We start from the raw sequence: 19,166 nt of genomic DNA on the forward strand, positions 1-19,166 counted from the left end.
TATCCGTACAAGTGAACATTCCGACAGGGGAGCGCTCAGAGCGCTGAGAGTGCGGCACGGCCGCAGACCCTCGGACCTGATCCGGGTCATACCGGCGTAGGGAGTCAGCATCACCATGAACAGCCAGCTTCGGCGTGCCATCTCAGCCGCCCTTTTCGGCTCACTGGCGTTGGGCGCGCTCGTCGGCTGCGGCGAGGATTCCAAGAGCGGCGCGGACTCCAAGACGGTCACCCTGGTCACGCACGACTCGTTCGCGGCCTCCAAGGCGGTCCTCAAGGAGTTCACCAAGGAGACCGGCTACAAGGTGCGGGTGCAGGCCGGGGGCGACGCCGGAGCCGCCGTCAACCAGGCGATCCTGTCCAAGGGCCACCCCCAGGGCGATGTGTTCTTCGGCGTCGACAACACCCTGCTCTCCCGGGCGCTCGACAACGACCTGTTCACCCCCTACACGGCCAAGGGCCTCGACAAGGTCCCGGCGGCCCTTCAGCTCGACCGGGCCGAGCACCGCGTCACCCCCGTCGACTTCGGCGACATCTGCGTCAACTACGACCGCGAGTACTTCGCCGACAAGAAGCTGGCGCCGCCCCGGACGCTGGAGGATCTGACCAAGCCCGCCTACAAGAACCTCCTCGTCACCGAGAACGCGGCCACCTCTTCCCCCGGCCTCGGCTTCCTCCTCGCCACGGCCGCCAAGTACGGCGACGACGGCTGGAAGGGCTACTGGAAGAAGCTGCGGGCCAACGGTGTCGAGGTCGTCGACGGCTGGGAGCAGGCGTATTACGACCGGTTCTCCGGCTCGGCCGGCGGCGGCAAGGGCGACCGGCCGCTCGTCGTCTCCTACGCCTCGAGCCCGCCCGCCGAGGTGGCCGACGCCAAGACCAAGCCCGCCAAGGCCCCCACCGGGGTGGCGACGGGCACCTGCTTCCGGCAGGTGGAGTTCGCCGGGCTGCTGAACGGAGCGGGCAACGCCAAGGGCGGCAAGGCGCTGCTGGATTTCCTGCTGAGCAAGCGGTTCCAGGAGGACATCCCGCTGAACATGTACGTCAACCCGGCGCGCGAGGACGCCAAGCTGCCGGAGCTGTTCACCCGGTTCGGGGTCAGGATCGCCGACTCCGCCACCCTGGCGCCGCAGAAGATCGCCAAGAACCATGAGCCGTGGGTCAAGACATGGTCCTCGCTGGTCCTGTAGAGCCCCGCGAGAACCGTAAGACGGCCGACGGCCACCGTAAGGCCGACAGGGCAGCCGGCGGCGGCCGTCGCGCGCTCGCTCTCCGGCTCGCCCTGATGGCGGTGCCGCTCGCCTTCTTCGCGGTCTTCTTCGCCTATCCCGTGGCCGCCATCGTCACCCGGGGGCTGCGCGTCGGCGGGCAGTGGCGGTTCGGCCGGATCACCGAGGTGGTGACCGATCCGGCGACGCTGGACGTCCTGTGGTTCACCTGCTGGCAGGCGGTCGCGTCGACCGCCCTCACACTCGCGGTCGCGCTGCCCGGCGCCTATGTCTTCGCCCGCTTCGACTTCCCCGGCAAGGGGCTGCTGCGGGCCGTGGTGACCGTGCCGTTCGTGCTGCCGACCGTCGTCGCCGGATCCGCCTTCCTGGCTCTGCTCGGCCGGGGCGGGCTGCTGGACGAGCTGTGGGGGGTGCGGCTCGACACCTCCGTCTGGGCGATCCTCCTGGCCCATGTCTTCTTCAACTACGCGGTCGTCGTCAGGACCGTCGGCGGGCTGTGGGCCCAGCTCGACCCGCGCCAGGAGGAGGCCGCGCGGGTGCTCGGCGCGAGCCGGCTGTCGGCCTGGCGCCGGGTGACGCTGCCCGCGCTGGCCCCCGCGGTCGCCGCCGCCGCGCTGATGGTGTTCCTGTTCACCTTCACCTCCTTCGGCGTGATCCAGATCCTCGGCGGCCCCCGCTACGCCACCCTGGAGGTGGCGATCTACCGGGAGACCGCACAGCTGCTCGACCTGCCCACGGCCGCTGTGCTCACCCTCGTCCAGTTCGCCGCGGTCGCGGCCGTGTTGGCCCTGCACGCGTGGACCGTACGGCGCCGAGAGAGCGCCCTGCGGCTCGTCGACCCCGGCCGCACGGCGCGCCGGCCGAACGGCCCGGCGCAGTGGGCGCTGCTGTGGGGCGTGCTGGCGGTGGTCGCCCTGCTGATCGTGACACCGCTCGCGGTGCTGGTGGAACGCTCGCTGAACGGACCGGACGGCTACGGATTCACCTACTACGAGGCGCTCAGGTCGGCCGCCGACAGCGGAGGCACCTTCTTCGTGGCCCCCATGGAGGCCATCGGGAACTCCCTGTGGTACGCGGCGGTCGCCACCGTCTTCGCCCTCGCCGTGGGCGGCCTCGCCGCCGCCGCGCTCACCCGTAAGGCGGGCAGGCTGGTTCGGGGCTTCGACGCGCTGCTGATGCTGCCCCTGGGCACCTCGGCCGTCACCGTGGGATTCGGGTTCCTGATCGCCCTCGACGAGCCCCCGCTGGATCTGCGTGCCTCCTGGTTCCTGGTGCCCCTCGCCCAGGCCCTGGTGGGCGTGCCCTTCGTCATACGGACCATGCTGCCCGTGCTGCGGGCGGTGGACCACCGGCTCCGGGAGGCGGCGGCCGTGCTCGGGGCGTCCCCGTGGCGGGTCTGGCGGGAAGTGGACCTGCCGCTGGTCGGGCGGGCCGTGGCGGTCGCGGCGGGCTTCGCGTTCGCTGTCTCCCTGGGCGAGTTCGGGGCGACCGTCTTCATCGCGCGCCCCGACCAGCCGACCCTCCCGGTGGCCATCGCCCGTTTCCTGGGCCGGGCCGGACAGCTCACCTACGGGCAGGCGATGGCCCTGAGCACGATCCTGATGCTGGTCTGCGCCGGATCGCTGCTGGCACTCGAGCGCATCCGCACCGACCGTTCCGGAGAGTTCTGAATGACGCTGCTGCGACTGGACGAGGTGACCGTAAGGTTCGGCCGGCGCGATGCGCTGGACGCCGTGGATCTGGAGGTCGCCGAGCACGAGACGGTCTGTGTGCTGGGCCCGAGCGGAAGCGGCAAGTCCACCATGCTGCGCGTGGTGGCCGGGCTGCAGCGCGCCGACGACGGCCGGGTGTGGCTCGCCGGACAGGACCAGAACGGGGTGCCCACGCACCGGCGCGGGGTGGGGCTGATGTTCCAGGACCACCAGCTTTTTCCGCAGCGGGACGTGGGCGGCAATGTCGCCTTCGGGCTGCGGATGCGCAAGGTGGGGCGGGCGGAGGCGGATCGCCGGGTTGCCGAACTGCTGGAGCTGGTGGGGCTGCCGGGCGCCCAGCGCCGCCCCGTCGACTCGCTCTCCGGCGGCGAGCAGCAGCGGGTGGCGCTGGCCCGCGCGCTGGCCCCGCGGCCCAAGCTGCTGATGCTGGACGAGCCGCTGGGCCAGCTCGACCGGGGGCTGCGGGAGCGGCTGGTGATGGAACTCCGCGAGCTCTTCGCACGGCTGGGGACCACCGTCCTCGCGGTCACTCATGACCAGGGGGAGGCGTTCGCGCTCGCGGACCGGGTGGTGGTGATGGACAACGGCCGGATCGCCCAGACCGGCACCCCGCTGGAGGTGTGGCAGCGGCCCGCCACCGAGTTCGTCGCCCGCTTCCTCGGCTTCGACAATGTGGTCGAGGCGACCGTGGACGGCGAGGTCGCCGACACCCGCTGGGGCAAGCTGCCCGTTCCGCCCGGCTCCCGGCCGGGCCCCACCAGGCTGCTGGTCCGCCCGGCCGGGGTGCGGCTGACGGACCCCGAGGAGGGGCTGGCGTGCACCGTGGAGACGCGCACCTTCCGCGGCGACCATGTGGCGCTCATCCTGCGGCCGGCGGACCTGGCCGCGCCGCCTCTGCAAGCGTCCTGCGCCCTGCGGGACGCCCCGGAGGCGGGGGCCCGGGTGGGGGCGGCCTTCGACCCGGCCGATGTGGTGCTGTTGGACGCCGCGTCCTGACGCCTGGAGTACGGCGCGCCGGGGTGCGGTCCTCATGCTGGGGCCTCCGGCGCGGGAGCTCTCCCACGCCGGGGCCTTCTTGACGTCGGGTCAGCCCAGCAGCGACAGCAGCGCCTCGGGTGCCTCGTCCACCGAATCCACCAGTGCGATACGGGCCTTCATGGGCCGTCCCTCCGCGAGCGCTTCGAGCAGCGGCCAGGTCGGCAGCCGCCGGGTCCAGTGGTCCCGGTCCACCAGCACCATCGGGGTGGGCTCACCGCGCGACTCGTAGTAGTTCGGCGTCGCGTTGTCGAAGATCTCCTGGACGGTCCCGGCGGCGCCCGGCAGGAAGACCACGCCCGCGGTCGAGCGCGCCAACAGCCCATCCTCCCGGGTGGCATTGGCGAAGTACTTCGCGATGTGCGAGGCGAACGGGCTCGGCGGCTCGTGCCCGTAGAACCAGGTGGGGATGCCGACCGACGCCCCGCCGTCCGGCCAGCGTTCGCGAACCGCGAAGGCGGCCTCGGCCCATGCCCCGATGCACGGCCGGAACGAGGACGTCTTGCCGAGCAGTTCGAGCGCCTCGTCCAGCATCGCGTCCTCGTGCGGAGCGGCGTAGGCGCCCAGGTTCGCGGCCTCCATCGCGCCCGGCCCGCCGCCCGTCGCGACCGTGAGACCGGTCCGCGCCAGGGCCCGTCCGAGGCGCGCGGCGCCCGCGAACCCGTCGGAGCCGCGCTCCAGCGCGTGGCCGCCCATGACGCCCACCACCCGCGTCCCGACGAGGAATTCGTCGAGCGCGTCGGAGACCGCGTCGTCGTGGATGGAGCGCAGCATGGAGGCGAAGATGTCGCCGTCCGTCTTGGTCCGCTGGAACCAGGCGTAGGCGAGCGCGTCCGGCGTCCGCGCGTAACCGTGCTCCGTGAGGCCCTTGAAGAGCTCCGCGGGCGAGTAGAGGGTGCCGCGGTACGGATCGAAGGGCAGATCCGGCACCGGCGGGAACACCAGCGCACTCCCGGCCCGGACCTTCGCGGCCGCCTCGGACTCCATCGGGCAGCCGAGGAAGACCGCCTCGCTGGTGTCGGTGGAGAGGAGCGCGGCCGTACGGCTCGTCAGGTCCACGGACTGGACCCGGAACCCGGCCAGGGTGCCGCGGGCGACGACCTGGTCGAACTCCTCGATGGACTCTATTTCCCGGTCTGGTTCCTGCACGCCGACATGCTAATCACACCGGAGGTGGGGGGCTGTGGATTGCGGCAAACGTGACCGGGCCGCTTGGTCGCACAATCCAGGCATGGACACCAACACCCGAGATTTTCAGCGGCGGAACGGCATCGCCGTGAGATGCGCCACCACCCACACCAGCGGCACCAGCAGCGCCAGCAGGGCCGTCGCGCGCAGCGCGGCCGCCCCGTGGAGCAGCCGGGCCGGTGCGCCGAGGCGGAGCAGCGCGGCCGTTGTGCGCTCGCGCGCGCTCCTCGCCTCCACGGCCGCGGTCAGGGTGGTGGCCGCGGCGCACAGCGTGACCAGTGCCGCGCCCAGACCGGTGAGCGGGCCGAAGGCATGGGCGCCGGACGGCCCGGAGGCCCTTCCGTACAGCTCCAGGACGGTGTATCCGGCGGAGGCCAGGGCGCACAGCGCGCCGAGCGGACGTCCGATAAGACCGGCCTCCTGCTGGAGCATGCGCCCGGCCAGCAGCCGCAGCACGCCGGGCCGCCCGATGGCCAGCAGCCTGCCGCACAGATGGGTGAGGCCGGGCCCGGCCAGCACCAGCCCGAGCGCCGCCAGCGCCCAGCCGCCCACCACACCGAGCGGGTTGCCGCCGAGCCGGCCCGGCACGGCGAGCAGGGCGTCGGGGTGCGGGGGCGCGTCGCCGCTCGCGTATGCCTGCAGGGCGAGTCCGGCCGCGGTCAGGGCGATGCCCCACGGGAGGCCGGAGGTGGCCCGGTGGGGCCAGGGCGCGACCGGCCCCGTCACGACGGTGGGCGGGGCCGGGACCGCCGGGCGGCGGGCGCCTCGTGGTTCGCGGGCCGGCTGGTGTCCGGCCCGCGGCTGCCGGGGCCACAGTCCGGCCGCACACGCCGCGCCCACCAGCACGGGGACGACGGCGAGCAGCGTCACGGTGCCGGCCAGGGGCAGCGGCCGACCGCCGCCGAGCTGCTGGCCGTCCGCCCCGCTTCCGGCCCAGTCCAGCCAGGAGCCGAGGTCGCCGCGCAGATGCAGGAAGACCAGCAGCGCCAGCACACCGCCGAGCGCGCAGGCGGCCGCCATCGAGACCGCCGCGAGCAGTGCCGCACGGGCGGGGCCGAGTCCGGCCGCGGCGAAACCGGGGCCCGGCCCGGTGCTGGGGTCGGCGCGGCCCACGGCGACGGCCAGATGGACGGTCGCGGCCAGTGGCACGAGGCACCACAGCAGCCGCCCCACCGCGCCCTGCGAGTCGGCCGGATGGCCCGAGGCGAATCCGAGGGCGCTCAGCAGCAGAAAGCTCGCGCCCGCCGCCGCGACGGTGACCAGCGACCGCCGCAGCAGCACCGATGGGCGGGCACCGCGGATCAGACGGAGGCTGAGCACGCGGCCCTGCCTTCCGCCTCGGAGGGGTCCGAGCCCACCCGGCGCCCGTCGAGCAGGGCGACGGTGCGGTCGGCGAGGGTGGCCACCTCCTGGTCATGAGTCGCGAGGACGACGGTGATGCCGTGGGAGCGGGCCGCCGAGGTGAGGGTGCGCAGCACCTGGGCGCGGTCGGCCTGGTGCAGCGGGGCGGTGGGCTCGTCGGCGAAGAGCACGCTCGGCCCGGCGGCCAGGGCACGAGCGATGGCGACCCGCTGGCGCTGCGACTGCAGCAGCGCGGCGGGCCGCACCCGGGCGCATTCGCCGATGTCGAGCCGGTCCAGCCACTCGCACGCGGCGCTCTTCGCGGCGCGCCGCCCGGTGCCGCGCAGCATCAGGGCGAGCGCGGCGTTCTCCCAGGCGGTGAGCTCGGGGACGAGATGGGGCTCGGTGCCGATCCAGCCGAAGTGGTCGCGCCGCAGCCGTTCGAGACCGAGCGGGGGGAGGCTGTGCACGGGGACGCCCTTGAACCACACCTCCCCGCCGTCCGGGACGAGTTGGCCCGCCAGGCAGCTGAGGAGGGTGGTCTTGCCGCAGCCCCGCGGACCGGTGACGGCGAGGATCTCGCCCTCTCGGGCGCCGAGGGAGACACCGAGGAGGGCGGGTGAGCCGCCGTAGGCATACGACACGGTGCGTGCCGCGAGCATGTCGTCGTCCGGCGGAGCCACCATCCCGAGCACCTCGCCTTACCTGCGATCGTCTCATTCCCCCGGTTGGGGGAACGAGCGCGAAGCCAATGGGTCACTGGCACGGTAAGGACTCGGGTGGGGGCCCGCGCCCAGGCTCGGCGCGGGTGGCCCCCATTTCCTCCGATCAGCCCTGATCGGGGTCGGGCTCCGATCAGCGCTGATCGGGTCCGGGGCTGTCATCGGGGCCGCCGTCGGCGAGCCGGTCGAGGTGGGTGGGCGCGAACATCCGCAGCAGCGCGGGCAGCACCACGACCGACGGCCCGGGGGCCGCGAGGGCGCCGGCGAGGTCCGCGCGCAGCCGCTCGGGTGTGGTACGGACCGCCGGGACGCCGAAGGACTCGGCCAGCGTGGCGAAGTCCGGGCGGGACAGCTCGGTGGCGGTCGCCTCGCCGAACGTGTCCGTCATGTACTCGCGCAGGATGCCGTAGCCGCCGTCGTCCACGATCAGCCAGGTGACGGGGAGCCGGTACTGGTGGGCGGTGGCGAGTTCGGCGATCGAGTACATCGCCCCGCCGTCACCCGACACGGCCAGCACCGGCCGGCCGGGATCAGCGGCGGCGGCCCCGAGGGCGGCGGGGAAGCCGTAGCCGAGACCGCCCGCGCCCTGCGCAGAGTGCAGGGCGCCCGCACGGCAATCGAAGGCCGACCAGGCCCAGTAGGAGAGGATCGTCATGTCCCAGAAGCTGGGGGAGTCATCGGGCAGCGCGTCCCGCACCGCGTCCAGCACCCGCTGCTCCAGCTCCAGACCTTGCGCGTCGATCCGCTCCCGCACCCGGGTGAGCAGCCCGGCCGCGGACTTGGCCGCCGTGCCCGGCGGGCGCGGCGTGACGGCCTCGGCGAGGGCGGCCAGCGCCTCGCGGGCGTCGGCGTGGATGCCGAGGGCCGGATGGTTGGACTCCAGCTTGCCGAGGTCGGCCTCGATCTGGACCAGGCGGCCGCGCGGGCGGAACGTGTGGTAGTTGGAGGAGAGTTCGCCCAGTCCGGAGCCGACGACCAGCAGGACGTCGGCGTCCTCCAGGAACTCGGTGGTGTGCGCGTCCTCCAGCCAGGACTGGAGCGAGAGCGGATGATCCCACGGGAACGCGCCCTTGCCGCCGAAGGTCGTCGCCACGGGCGCGTCCAGCGCCTCGGCCAGAGCCCGCAGCTCCTGCCGCGCCCCGGCGCGCACCACTCCGCCCCCGGCCAGGATCACCGGACGCTCGGCGGCGCTCAGCAGCCGCGCGGCCTCCGCTGTGAGCTCGGGCCGGGGCGGCAGCGGACGGGGCTCGGCGCGCAGGGAGGTCACCGGCGGCACGGAGACCGGTGCGAGCAGCACGTCCTGCGGGATCTCCAGCCACACCGGCCCGGCGGGGGCCTCCAGCGCGGACGCCCAGGCGGCGGCGACCGCGGAGGGGATCTGGGAGGCGGTACGGACCGTGTGGACGGACTTGACGACGTCGCGGAACGACGCCTTCTGGTCGACGAGTTCATGGAGATAGCCCTTGCGCCCGCCGCCGAGCCCCGCGGTCGGCACCTGGCTGCCGATGGCCAGGACAGGCGCGGAAGCCGCCGCCGACTCCTGCAGCGCGGCGAGCGTCATGAGCGCCCCCGGCCCGGTGGACACCAGCAGCGGTGCCACCGTGCCGGTGACACGGGCGAAGGCATCGGCGGCGAACCCGGCGTTGTTCTCCACCCGCAGTCCCACATAGGTGAGCCCGGACCGTCGCAGCGCGTCGAACGCCCCGAGAGCGTGCTGTCCGGGAAGCCCGAACACGGTGCTCGCCCCGAGCGCGGTGAGGGACTCCACGACGAGATCGCCGCCGTGACGCGCGCGCTGTGCGGTGGGCATGGGTTGGTGCCTTTCTGACGGGGTGTATGAGACGCGGAAGAGGGAGGGGAACGTATGGCGGTGCCGGTGTGGGGGCGCGAGACCGTGTCAGGCGCCCGCGGTGGCCGGGGTGGTCTCGGAGGCGGGGGTGGCCGGTTCACCGGCGAGTCGGCGCCGCCAGGCGTCGAGGATCGCCGCGTCGGTCGGCTTGGTGGCGAGGCTGACCGCCACATACGCCACCAGCGAGGCCAGCAGCCCGAAGTAGATGGGTTCGTTGGCGAGGATGCCCTTCCACCCCATCAGCGCGATGACCGTAAGGCCGCCGATACCGACCGAGGCCAGGGCGCCCGCGCCCGTGCCGCGCTTCCACAGCAGCCCGCCCAGGATCGGCATCAGCAATCCGCCGACCAGCACGTTGTAGGCGACGGTCAGCGCCTCGACGACGTTGTTGAGCGCGACGGAGATGCCGATCACGGCGATACCCATGATGAGGATGAAGACACGGTTGCCGCCGACCTCGTCGTGGGAGCCACCAGCCGTACGGAGCGTACGGCCGCGCAGCCGGGCCCAGATGTCGTTGTTGGCCACCGTCGCGCAGGCGATGAGCGCGCCCGAGGAGGTGGACATCACCGCGGACAGCGCGGCGGCCAGCACCAGCCCCTTCACGCCCACCGGGAGGGAGTCCTTGACGATGGTCGCGAACGCGTCGTCCGGGGCGTCCAGCTTGGGGTACAGCACCCTCGCCGCCGTGCCGATGACCGCGCCCGCGACCGCGTAGGCCAGGCAGTACGTACCGGCCGCGGTGCCGCCGCGGCGGGCCACCTTGTCATCGCGGGCGGTGAAGACCCGCTGCCAGATGTCCTGGCCGATCAGCATGCCGAAGGAGTAGATGAGCACATAGGTGAAGACGGTCTGGCCGCCGATGCCCATGGGGGAGAAGTAGCCGTGGGGGAGTTCGGACTTCATCGCGCCGAAGCCGCCCGCCTTCACCACCGCGATCGGCAGCAGCAGGAGCAGCACGCCCACCGTCTTGACCACGAACTGCACCATGTCGGTGAGGGTGATCGACCACATGCCGCCGAGCGTCGAGTAACAGACCACGATCGCCCCGCCGAGCACGATGGCGATGACCCGGTCCAGGCCGAAGATCACGTCGAAGATGGTGGCGTAGGCGATGGTCGAGGTGACCGCGAGCATCAGGGTGTAGCCCCACATCACGATGCCCGAGATCAGCCCGGAGGAGCCGCCGTAGCGCAGATCCAGCATCTGGCTGACCGTGTAGACCTTGAGGCGGGCGATGCGCGCCGAGAAGAAGACCGACAGCGCCAGCAGCCCCAGGCCGATGGCGATGACCATCCAGGCGCCGGAGAGCCCGTACTGGTAGCCGAGCCCGACGCCGCCGATGGTGGACGCGCCGCCGAGCACGATCGCGGCCATCGTCCCGGAGTACATGAACGGCCCCAGCCGCCGGCCCGCGACCAGGAAGTCGCTGGTGGACGTGGTGCGGCGCATCCCCCACCAGCCGAGCGCGAGCATGCCCGCTAGATAGACGACGATCACGGTGTAGTCGACAGCGGTCATGGCAGTGCTCCTCGGTCCGGCGGGGGTCGGGTAGCGGTCGGGAGGTCGGGGGAGCGGAGCCGCACGGGATCGGGGAGGTCCCGGCGATCCGCGGGGATCGGGTCGTGGAAGTTCGGGGAGTGGGGGAGGCGCGGGGGAGTACGGGGCGTGCGGGGAATGTGGGGAGTGACGCAGACCCTAGGTGTCGCCGGAGCGTCCGGGAAGTGTACGTTTCCTCCACTCCCGATCCCCGGGATGTACGAACCATCCCTACGCGAGGCCCGCCGTGATGAACGACCGCGTACCCCCGACGGCCCCCGTCCCCCTCGCCACCCTCCTCGGCCACCCCGCCCTCGGGCTGCGGCAGGTCGCGGGGGCGCGCGAGGCGGACACGCCCGTGTACTTCGTCCACACCAGCGAAATGGAGGACCCCGTCCCGTATCTGCTGGGCGGCGAGCTGCTGCTCAGCGCGGGGGTGCACTGCCCGGAGGCGGCGGGCGCCGGCACCTACTGGGACCGCTATGTGGCCCGTACGGTCCAGGCGGGCGCGGCGGCGCTCGGCTTCGGCATCGCGCCGGTGCACGACACGGTGCCCCGCGCGCTGGTCGAGGCGTGCGACCGGCATGGGCTGCCGCTGGTCGAGGTGCCGCGGCAGACGACCTTCACGGCCGTCGCGAGCGCCGTCTGGGACGCGATGGCCGAGCGCCGCCACCATGAGCTGCGGAGCGTCACCGAGGTACAGCAGTCGCTGGCGACGGCCGCGGCGCGCCCGCACCCCGTACCGGCCGTGCTGCGGCAGCTGGGCCAGCACCTCGGGGCGTGGACGGTGCTCTACGGCCCGGACGGCGCGGAGCTGGCGGCCGCGGGGCCGCGCCCGTCGCGGGAGGCCCGTACGGCGCTTGGCGCGCTTGCGGCGCGGCTGCGCTCGGGCCCGTCCTCGGCGGCGGGCAGGGCGGCCGGCGCGGCCGGTGAGGAGCTGCAGCTGACCGCGTACGGGCTGGGCGGCCCGGCCGGGCCGGAGGACCGGCTCGCACTCGGCGTCTGCGCTCCCCGGCGGGACGGCGCGGACGGGGCGATCGTGGGGGTGGCCGTGGTGCTGCTGTCGCTGCTGACGGCGCGGCGGGTGGTCGGGGCCGAGGCCGAGCGCACGGCGGCGCTGGTACGGCTGATGCTCGGCGCCGAACCGGCACGGGTGGCCGGACTGCTGAGCCGCTCGCCGGGGCAGGCGGGGACGCCCTCCGATACGCGATCCGGGCCCCCGGAGGGCGGCGGGCTGTGGACCGTGGTGCACGGGCGGCGGCGCGGCCGCGGCCGGGACGACGGACTGCTGGCCACGGCGGCGCTCGCGGCCGGGCTCGGGACGCCGCTGGTCGACCTCGACGGGGACGCGCTGTGCGCCCTCGTGCCGGGCGAGGGGGAGGTACGGGCGCAGCCCGGCTGGACGCTGGGCGTCGGGGCGCCCGTACCCGCCGCGGAGCTGCCGCGTGGCGGCGCCGACGCCGCCCGTGCGCTACGGCGGGCCGTCGCCGAGCGGGTGCCGCTGGTGCGGCACGGCCCGGCCCGCGCGGGCGGCGTCGTCTCGCTGGTGGACCCGGCCGAGGCGGGGGCGCACGGCCGGGCCCTGCTCGCGCCGCTCGACGGCGCACCGGCGCTGCTGGAGACGGTGCGGGTGTGGCTGTCACTGCACGGCAGCTGGGACCGTACGGCGGTGGCACTGGAGGTGCACCGCAATACGGTCCGTCAGCGGATCGCCCGCGCCGAGGCCCTGCTGGATGTGGACCTGGGCGACGCGGACGTCCGGATGGAGCTGTGGTTCGCCCTTAAGTGGGCGTGAGCCTCATGCAGACCTGAGTCTCATGCAGACCTGAGCCTCATGTGGACCTGAGTCTCAACTGGACCTGAACCACGCGGCCTTGAGCTGCCGAAACAAGCCTCACCCTCAAGTGGGCCCGGCCACGCCGCCTTGGGCTCCGAGACGACCGACCCTCAGAGCTTGGTCCACGCCTCCGTCAGCACTGCCCGCAGGATCTGCTCGATCTCGTCGAAGAGCGCCTGGTCGGTGATCAGCGGCGGCGCCAGCTGCACGACCGGGTCGCCGCGGTCGTCGGCCCGGCAGTACAGCCCGTTCTCGTACAGCGCCTTGGAGAGGAAGCCGTAGAGGATCCGCTCGGTCTCCTCCTCGTCGAAGGACTCCTTGGTGGCCTTGTCCTTCACCAGCTCGATGCCGTAGAAGAAACCATCTCCCCGGACATCGCCGACGATCGGCAGATCGTGCAGCCGCTCCAGCGTGGACCGGAACGCGCCCTCGTTGTCCAGCACATGCTGGTTGAGGCCCTCCCGCTCGAAGATGTCGAGGTTGGCTACGCCGACCGCGGCCGAGACCGGGTGGCCGCCGAAGGTGTAGCCGTGGAGGAAGGTGTTGTCGCCCTCGTAGAACGGCTCGGCGAGCCGGTCGGAGATGATGCACGCGCCGATCGGAGAGTAGCCCGAGGTCATGCCCTTGGCGCAGGTGATCATGTCCGGGACGTAGCCGAACTTGTCACAGGCGAAGATCGTGCCCAGCCGTCCGAAAGCGCAGATGACCTCGTCCGAGACCAGCAGCACGTCGTACTTGTCGCAGATCTCGCGGACCCGCTGGAAGTACCCGGGCGGCGGCGGGAAGCAGCCGCCCGCGTTCTGCACCGGCTCCAGGAAGACCGCGGCCACGGTGTCCGGGCCCTCGAAGAGGATCTGCTGCTCGATCTGGTCGGCGGTCCAGCGGCCGAACGCCACGGGGTCGTCGCCGAAGATCGGGGCGCGGTAGATGTTGGTGTTGGGGACCTTGTGGGCACCGGGGACCAGCGGTTCGAAGGGGGCCTTGAGCCCCGGCAGCCCGGTGATCGACAGGGCTCCCTGCGGGGTGCCGTGGTAGGCCACCGCCCGGGATATGACCTTGTGCTTGGTGGGCTTGCCGGTGAGCTTGAAGTACTGCTTGGCCAGCTTCCATGCGGTCTCGACGGCCTCGCCGCCGCCCGTGGTGAAGAAGACCTTGTTCAGGTCGCCGGGCGCGTAGCCCGCGAGCCGCTCGGCGAGTTCCACGGCCTTGGGGTGGGCATAGCTCCACACCGGGAAGAAGGCGAGCTCCTGGGCCTGCTTGTAGGCCGTCTCCGCCAGCTCGACCCGGCCGTGGCCCGCGTTGACCACGAACAGGCCGGCCAGGCCGTCGATGTACCGCTTGCCCTTGTCGTCGTAGATGTACGTGCCCTCACCGCGCACGATCGTCGGCACGGGGGAGTTCTCGTACGACGACATGCGGGTGAAGTGCATCCACAAGTGGTCGTACGCCGTCTTGGAGAGGTCGGCGCTCATTGCTATCTCGTTCCCCAGGTATAGGTCTGCTTCCGGAGCTTGAGGTAGACGAAGCTCTCGGTGGAGCGCACACCGGGCAGCGTGCGGATCCGCTTGTTGATCATTTCGAGGAGGTGATCGTCGTCCTCGCAGACGATCTCGATCAGGAGATCGAAGGAGCCCGCGGTGACGACCACGTACTCGACCTCGTCCATGGCGGTCAGCGCGTCCGCGACCGGGTCGAGATCGCCCTCGACGTTGATGCCGACCATCGCCTGCCGCCGGAACCCCACGGTGAGAGGATCGGTGACGGCGACGATCTGCATCACGCCCTGGTCGAGCAGCTTCTGTACGCGCTGCCGCACGGCGGCCTCGGAGAGCCCCACGGCCTTTCCGATGGCGGCGTACGGCCGGCGGCCGTCTTCCTGGAGCTGCTCGATGATCGCCAGGGATACGGAGTCGAGGGTCGTGCCGTTCTTGTCAGGTGTGGCCACGACCCTCACTGTGCACGAGCCTCGCCCGTGTCGCAACCCTTCATCGATGAATTTCGTCGTTAAGGGGCCCTGAAAGCACTGATTCCGTTGTTCTGGTGTGGCGGGTATGTTGAAAGCGCAGCCCCGGCGACTACTGTGGGTGTCTCACCCATCGGACAGCTGACAGGAGGGGTGGCACGTGACCACCGAACTGCGTCGTCTGCGCAACTACATTGACGGAGCGTTCCGGGACGCCGCGGACGGGCGGACCACGGAGGTGGTCAACCCGGCCACGGGCGAGCCCTACGCCACCGCGCCGCTGTCGGGCGCCGCGGACGTGGACGCGGCGATGGCCGCCGCCGAGGCCGCCTTCCCGACCTGGCGCGACCTGGTGCCCGGCGAGCGCCAGAAGGCACTGCTCAAGATCGCCGACGCCTTCGAGGCGCGGGCGGAGGAGCTGATCGCCGCCGAGTCCGAGAACACCGGCAAGCCGATCGGTCTCACGCGGGACGAGGAAATCCCGCCGATGATCGACCAGATCCGCTTCTTCGCGGGCGCGGCCCGGATGCTGGAGGGCCGCTCGGCCGGTGAGTACATGGAGGGGCTCACCTCGATCATCCGGCGTGAGCCGGTCGGGGTCTGTGCCCAGGTCGCACCGTGGAACTATCCGATGATGATGGCCGTATGGAAGTTCGCCCCGGCCCTCGCCGCGGGCAATACGGTCGTCATCAAGCCCTCGGACACCACCCCCGCCTCCACCGTGCTGATCGCCGAGATCATCGGCGGAGTGCTGGCGGAACTGGGCCATCCGCAGGGCGTCTTCAACGTGATCTGCGGCGACCGCGAGACCGGCCGGCTGATGGTCGAGCACTCCGTGCCCGCCATGGCGTCCATCACCGGCTCGGTGCGGGCCGGCAAGCAGGTCGCCGAGAGCGCCTCGAAGGACGTCAAGCGAGTGCATCTGGAGCTCGGCGGCAAGGCCCCCGTGGTCGTCTTCGAGGACACCGACATCCCCAAGGCGGTCGAGGATATCTCGGTCGCGGGCTTCTTCAACGCGGGCCAGGACTGTACGGCCGCCACCCGGGTGCTGGTCCACGAGTCGATCCACGACGAGTTCGTGAGCGCGCTCGCCAAGGCCGCCGCCGAGACCAAGACCGGCGCGCCCGACGACGAGGACGCGCTGTACGGGCCGTTGAACAACGCCAACCAACTGGCCCAGGTCTCCGGCTTCATCGACCGGCTCCCCGCCCACGCCAAGGTCGAGGCGGGCGGCCACCGGGTCGGCGACAAGGGCTTCTTCTACGCGCCCACCGTGGTCTCCGGACTCAAGCAGGACGACGAGATCATCCAGAACGAGGTCTTCGGCCCGGTCATCACCGTGCAGCCCTTCTCCGAGGAGGCGCAGGCGATCTCGTACGCCAACGGCGTGGAGTACGCGCTGGCCTCGTCGGTGTGGACCAAGGACCACGCCCGCGCGATGCGGATGTCCAAGGCCCTGGACTTCGGCTGTGTATGGATCAACACCCACATCCCGCTGGTCGCCGAGATGCCGCACGGCGGCTTCAAGAAGTCCGGCTACGGCAAGGACCTCTCCGCCTACGGCTTCGAGGACTACACCCGCATCAAGCACGTCATGACGTCGCTGGGCTGATCCCGGACTGATTCCGGGCCGATCCCGGCCGATTCCCGCGCCGGACTTGTCACTTGGTCATGGCAGGATCCCCTGTCATGACCAAGTGGGGGAAATCCGGACGTCTGTGGATCGCGGCGGTCGCCGCGATCCTGCCGGCCATCGGGGGCTGCGGCGAGAAGAAGCCGGGCGGCCCGGCCGCGTCCGAGCTGGGGTTCCGGCATTACGCCGGAGCGGTGCAGTACCCGGCGATCACCAAGGACAGCGGCGGTGAGCACGGGCTCGACGCGCTCGTGCCGTACGGCGACTGCGTCCTCGGCGTCGGCACGTACAGCAACGGCCACCGCGACGTGGGCGTCAACTGGACCGGCGACGCGGCCTGTACGAAGCTCTCGCTCCATCCGGCGCCGGAGACCCGGGCCACCCCCGGCGAGGTGCCCGGGGACATGGCTCCGGGAAACGGCGCCGAGGGCTGGGGTGGCGGCGGGCTCGCCGGGAGGGCGGTGCTGCCCGGCGAGGACGGCTCGGTGTACGCGGCCGGTACGTCCCTCTCGCGCCTCGACCGCTCGGGGCGCGTCCACCGGCTGGCCGACCTCGAGGTCCCGCCCATGGAGCCGGATCCGGATGCCGAACCGGGCGCCCGGCACCCGGGCGGCGCGGCCGTCATGGTGCGCAGTGGGCAGCGGCTGGTCCTCGGCGGTTCGGTGACCGAGAAGCGGCGGCTCGTACCGACGGTGTGGATCTCCGCGGACCAGGGAAGGACCGTCCGGCGCCAGCGGCTCCCGGAGCTGCCCGCCGCTTCGGGCGCCTCCCTCACCAGGACGGGCGTCCTGGCCATGGCCGCCGAGGGCCGCCGGATCGTGGCCATCGGCGGCAACGCCCAGGGCCAGGGGCGGCCACGGCTGCCGGTATGGGCGTCCACGGACGGCGGACGCACCTGGCGGGCCGCGCTCACCCCCCGGCTGCACGGCTACGCCCCGGTGAGCGGCGTGCTGTGGCACGACGGCCGGTGGATCGCCTACGGCGCCCGGTCCTACGGCGGCCGCGAGGACTACGGCAAGCCCGACCGGCCGTCCGTGCTGACCAGCGCGGACGGCCTGCACTGGACGGTCGAGGACACCTCGGCGCTGGGCGAGGGGCGAATACGGGGCGCGAGCGTCGACGGCTCGGGCGCGCTGGTGCTCCTCGGCCTCCGCAGCGGGGAGCACATCTTCTGCGGCATGGTGTGGACCGGAGGCTTCGGCGAGGACGCCGAGCGGGCCGAGCTCGGCTGCGGCGATTCGCTGCCCTCGGCCATCACCACCCGCGCCGACGGGAAGGTCGTCATCGCGGGCAGCAATGACCTGTGGGTGGGCGGCGCCTCCGCCCGCCGCGCGGTCAGCCGCTGAGCAGAAGTGCCGCCAGGGCGCCGACCCGGTTGGTGGTGATGCCGTCGACGCCCGCCCGCAGCAGCCGGGACATCGACCGCCGGGTGTCGGCGGTCCAGGCGGAGACCAGCAGCCCGTCGGCGTGATGGCGGGCGACCAGCTCCCGGGAGACCAGCCCGAAGCGGTAGTTGAGCCACCGGGGGCGCAGCGCCGCCAGCAGCGCCGGACCCGGCGGGGCGAGCGTGGTCCAGGTCAGCGCTATCTCGGCGTGCGGCTCCGCGCGGCGCACGGCGTGCAGGGCGGCCAGGGCGCCGCAGTAGTACACCTGGTCGCCCGCCCCGCTCTCCCGCACCTCGGCGACGGCGGCGGGTGCGGCCGAGGCGTCCGGCAGATCGATCAGCAGCCGGGTGGAGCCGGCGCACGCGAGGGCCTCGCGCAGGGTCGGGACGCCCCCGCCGGTCAGTTGCCGCACCTCGTCGGCGGTCAGCCCGGACAGCGGCCGGTCCCGGCCCCACAGCCGCTTCAGCGTGGCGTCGTGGAGCAGCACCGGCACACCGTCCCGGGTGAGCCGTACGTCGATCTCGACCGCGCCCGCCCCCGCGCGCACCGCGGAGCGGATGGAGGGCAGGGTGTTCTCGCGGCACACATACGGGTCGCCGCGGTGACCGACCGGGACGCATCGCGCCCCCGCCGCCCTCATCGGCCCGCGACCGCCGTGTAGGCGTCGATCTCCGCGGCGAGCCGCGCCTTGCCCTCGGCGTCCAGGAAGGACGCCTCGACGGCGTTCTTCGCCAGGGCCGCGACGCCCACCGCGTCCAGGTCGAGCAGCCGGGCCGCGACCTGGTACTCGGTGTTGAGGTCGGTGCCGAACATCGGCGGGTCGTCGCTGTTGATCGTGACGATCACCCCGGCATCGACCATCTGCTTCAGGGGGTGCTCATCGAGCGTGGCGACGGCGCGCGTGGCGAGGTTGGAGGTCGGGCAGACCTCCAACGGAATGCGATGCTCCGCGAGATGGGCGAGCAGCTTCGGGTCCTGGACGGCGCTGGTGCCATGGCCGATGCGCTCGGCCCGCAGCTCGATGAGGGCGTCCCAGATCGTCTGCGGTCCGGTGGTCTCGCCCGCATGCGGCACGCTGCGCAGCCCGGCGGCGATGGCGCGGTCGAAGTACGGCTTGAACTGAGGGCGCGGCACCCCTATCTCCGGGCCGCCGAGGCCGAAGCCGACCAGCCCCTCGGGGCGCAGCTCACAGGCGATCCGGGCGGTCTCCTCGGCGGCCTCGAGACCGGCCTCGCCGGGAATGTCGAAGCACCAGCGCAGCACCGTGCCGAACTCCGACTCGGCCGCCTTACGGGCGTCCTCGATCGCCTCGACGAAGGCGGTGTCCGGGATGCCGCGCCGGGTCGAGCTGTAGGGGGTGACGGTCAGCTCGGCGTAGCGGATGTTCTGCCGGGCCATGTCGCGGGCGATCTCGTAGGTCAGCAGCCGGACGTCCTCGGCGTCGCGGATCAGGTCCACCACGGAGAGATAGATCTCGATGAAGTGCGCGAAGTCCCGGAAGACGAAGTACTCGGCGAGGGCCTCGGGGTCGGTGGGCACCTTGGAGTCGGGGTGCCGGGCGGCCAGTTCGGCCACGATGCGCGGGGACGCCGACCCCACGTGGTGCACATGGAGCTCCGCCTTGGGCAGCCCGGCGATGAAGGTGGTCAGATCGGTCAACGAAACCTCCGGGAGACGCCCGCCGACGGCGGGTTCCGGTCATCGTATGGTGTGTCGCCGAGGGGTTCGCCACAG

At 72.4% G+C, this 19,166-nt stretch carries 15 protein-coding genes and 1 riboswitch; of the genes, 6 read left to right on the forward strand and 9 right to left on the reverse strand.

The window, feature by feature from the left end; translation table 11 throughout:
• The first annotated feature begins 15 nt into the window (after nucleotides 1–15).
• Nucleotides 16–120: riboswitch (TPP riboswitch) on the forward strand.
• The 3 genes from CGL27_RS33420 (at nucleotide 116) to CGL27_RS33430 (ending at nucleotide 3,936) form a co-directional block, all read left to right on the forward strand.
• Nucleotides 116–1,189 (forward strand): thiamine ABC transporter substrate-binding protein, encoded by a 1,074-nt coding sequence (locus CGL27_RS33420; RefSeq protein WP_119991640.1) that lies wholly within the window; start codon nucleotides 116–118, stop codon nucleotides 1,187–1,189. Its footprint overlaps the riboswitch before it by 5 nt.
• Before the next feature lie 95 nt (nucleotides 1,190–1,284).
• Nucleotides 1,285–2,898 carry an iron ABC transporter permease gene (locus CGL27_RS33425; protein ID WP_119994670.1) on the forward strand — a complete coding sequence of 538 codons (1,614 nt, stop codon included), beginning with the start codon at nucleotides 1,285–1,287 and terminating at the stop codon, nucleotides 2,896–2,898.
• Nucleotides 2,899–3,936: an ABC transporter ATP-binding protein gene (locus tag CGL27_RS33430; protein WP_119991641.1), complete on the forward strand. Its 1,038-nt coding sequence runs from the start codon at nucleotides 2,899–2,901 to the stop codon at nucleotides 3,934–3,936. It begins immediately after the preceding gene.
• A 90-nt stretch (nucleotides 3,937–4,026) separates the two neighbouring features.
• Here the strand turns inward: CGL27_RS33430 and CGL27_RS33435 are convergent, their stop codons facing one another.
• The 5 genes from CGL27_RS33435 to CGL27_RS33455 form a co-directional block, all read right to left on the reverse strand.
• Complete coding sequence (locus tag CGL27_RS33435) at nucleotides 4,027–5,124, reverse strand: LOG family protein (protein ID WP_119991642.1); 1,098 nt, start codon at nucleotides 5,122–5,124, stop codon at nucleotides 4,027–4,029.
• A gap of 105 nt (nucleotides 5,125–5,229) precedes the next feature.
• Complete coding sequence (locus CGL27_RS33440) at nucleotides 5,230–6,483, reverse strand: hypothetical protein (RefSeq protein WP_119991643.1); 1,254 nt, start codon at nucleotides 6,481–6,483, stop codon at nucleotides 5,230–5,232.
• A complete protein-coding gene (locus CGL27_RS33445; protein WP_119991644.1) occupies nucleotides 6,465–7,190 on the reverse strand; it encodes an ATP-binding cassette domain-containing protein in 726 nt (241 codons plus the stop codon). The genes CGL27_RS33440 and CGL27_RS33445 overlap by 19 nt, the downstream gene beginning before the upstream one ends.
• A gap of 169 nt (nucleotides 7,191–7,359) precedes the next feature.
• Nucleotides 7,360–9,036 carry a thiamine pyrophosphate-binding protein gene (locus tag CGL27_RS33450; RefSeq protein WP_078644014.1) on the reverse strand — a complete coding sequence of 559 codons (1,677 nt, stop codon included), beginning with the start codon at nucleotides 9,034–9,036 and terminating at the stop codon, nucleotides 7,360–7,362.
• Nucleotides 9,037–9,123: 87 nt separating this feature from the next.
• Nucleotides 9,124–10,596: a sodium:solute symporter gene (locus tag CGL27_RS33455; protein ID WP_078644016.1), complete on the reverse strand. Its 1,473-nt coding sequence runs from the start codon at nucleotides 10,594–10,596 to the stop codon at nucleotides 9,124–9,126.
• 268 nt (nucleotides 10,597–10,864) lie between these two features.
• On the opposite strand from CGL27_RS33455, the gene CGL27_RS33460 reads away from it, so the two are divergent.
• Nucleotides 10,865–12,409, forward strand: coding sequence for a PucR family transcriptional regulator (locus CGL27_RS33460; protein WP_119991645.1), 1,545 nt, complete (start codon nucleotides 10,865–10,867; stop codon nucleotides 12,407–12,409).
• Nucleotides 12,410–12,561: 152 nt separating this feature from the next.
• Here the strand turns inward: CGL27_RS33460 and CGL27_RS33465 are convergent, their stop codons facing one another.
• Both CGL27_RS33465 and CGL27_RS33470 read right to left on the reverse strand, forming a co-directional pair.
• Nucleotides 12,562–13,923: an aspartate aminotransferase family protein gene (locus tag CGL27_RS33465; protein ID WP_119991646.1), complete on the reverse strand. Its 1,362-nt coding sequence runs from the start codon at nucleotides 13,921–13,923 to the stop codon at nucleotides 12,562–12,564.
• Between the two features lie 2 nt (nucleotides 13,924–13,925).
• Nucleotides 13,926–14,396: an Lrp/AsnC family transcriptional regulator gene (locus CGL27_RS33470; RefSeq protein WP_043235601.1), complete on the reverse strand. Its 471-nt coding sequence runs from the start codon at nucleotides 14,394–14,396 to the stop codon at nucleotides 13,926–13,928.
• A gap of 178 nt (nucleotides 14,397–14,574) precedes the next feature.
• Between CGL27_RS33470 and CGL27_RS33475 the strand changes: the two genes are divergently transcribed.
• Both CGL27_RS33475 and CGL27_RS33480 read left to right on the forward strand, forming a co-directional pair.
• Nucleotides 14,575–16,026: a gamma-aminobutyraldehyde dehydrogenase gene (locus CGL27_RS33475; protein ID WP_078644020.1), complete on the forward strand. Its 1,452-nt coding sequence runs from the start codon at nucleotides 14,575–14,577 to the stop codon at nucleotides 16,024–16,026.
• A gap of 77 nt (nucleotides 16,027–16,103) precedes the next feature.
• A complete protein-coding gene (locus tag CGL27_RS33480; protein WP_119991647.1) occupies nucleotides 16,104–17,393 on the forward strand; it encodes a hypothetical protein in 1,290 nt (429 codons plus the stop codon).
• Here CGL27_RS33480 and CGL27_RS33485 read toward each other — a convergent pair.
• Both CGL27_RS33485 and CGL27_RS33490 read right to left on the reverse strand, forming a co-directional pair.
• Complete coding sequence (locus tag CGL27_RS33485; RefSeq protein WP_078644023.1) at nucleotides 17,383–18,072, reverse strand: glycerophosphodiester phosphodiesterase; 690 nt, start codon at nucleotides 18,070–18,072, stop codon at nucleotides 17,383–17,385. The genes CGL27_RS33480 and CGL27_RS33485 overlap by 11 nt on opposite strands.
• The gene (locus CGL27_RS33490; RefSeq protein WP_078644025.1) at nucleotides 18,069–19,091 is read right to left on the reverse strand and encodes an adenosine deaminase; all 1,023 of its coding nucleotides are present in this window, start codon (nucleotides 19,089–19,091) and stop codon (nucleotides 18,069–18,071) included. Before CGL27_RS33490 ends, CGL27_RS33485 begins: the two co-directional genes overlap by 4 nt.
• Nucleotides 19,092–19,166: the final 75 nt, after the last annotated feature.

Source organism: Streptomyces sp. 11-1-2, from assembly GCF_003595545.1.
GTDB lineage: Bacteria > Actinomycetota > Actinomycetes > Streptomycetales > Streptomycetaceae > Streptomyces > Streptomyces hygroscopicus_B.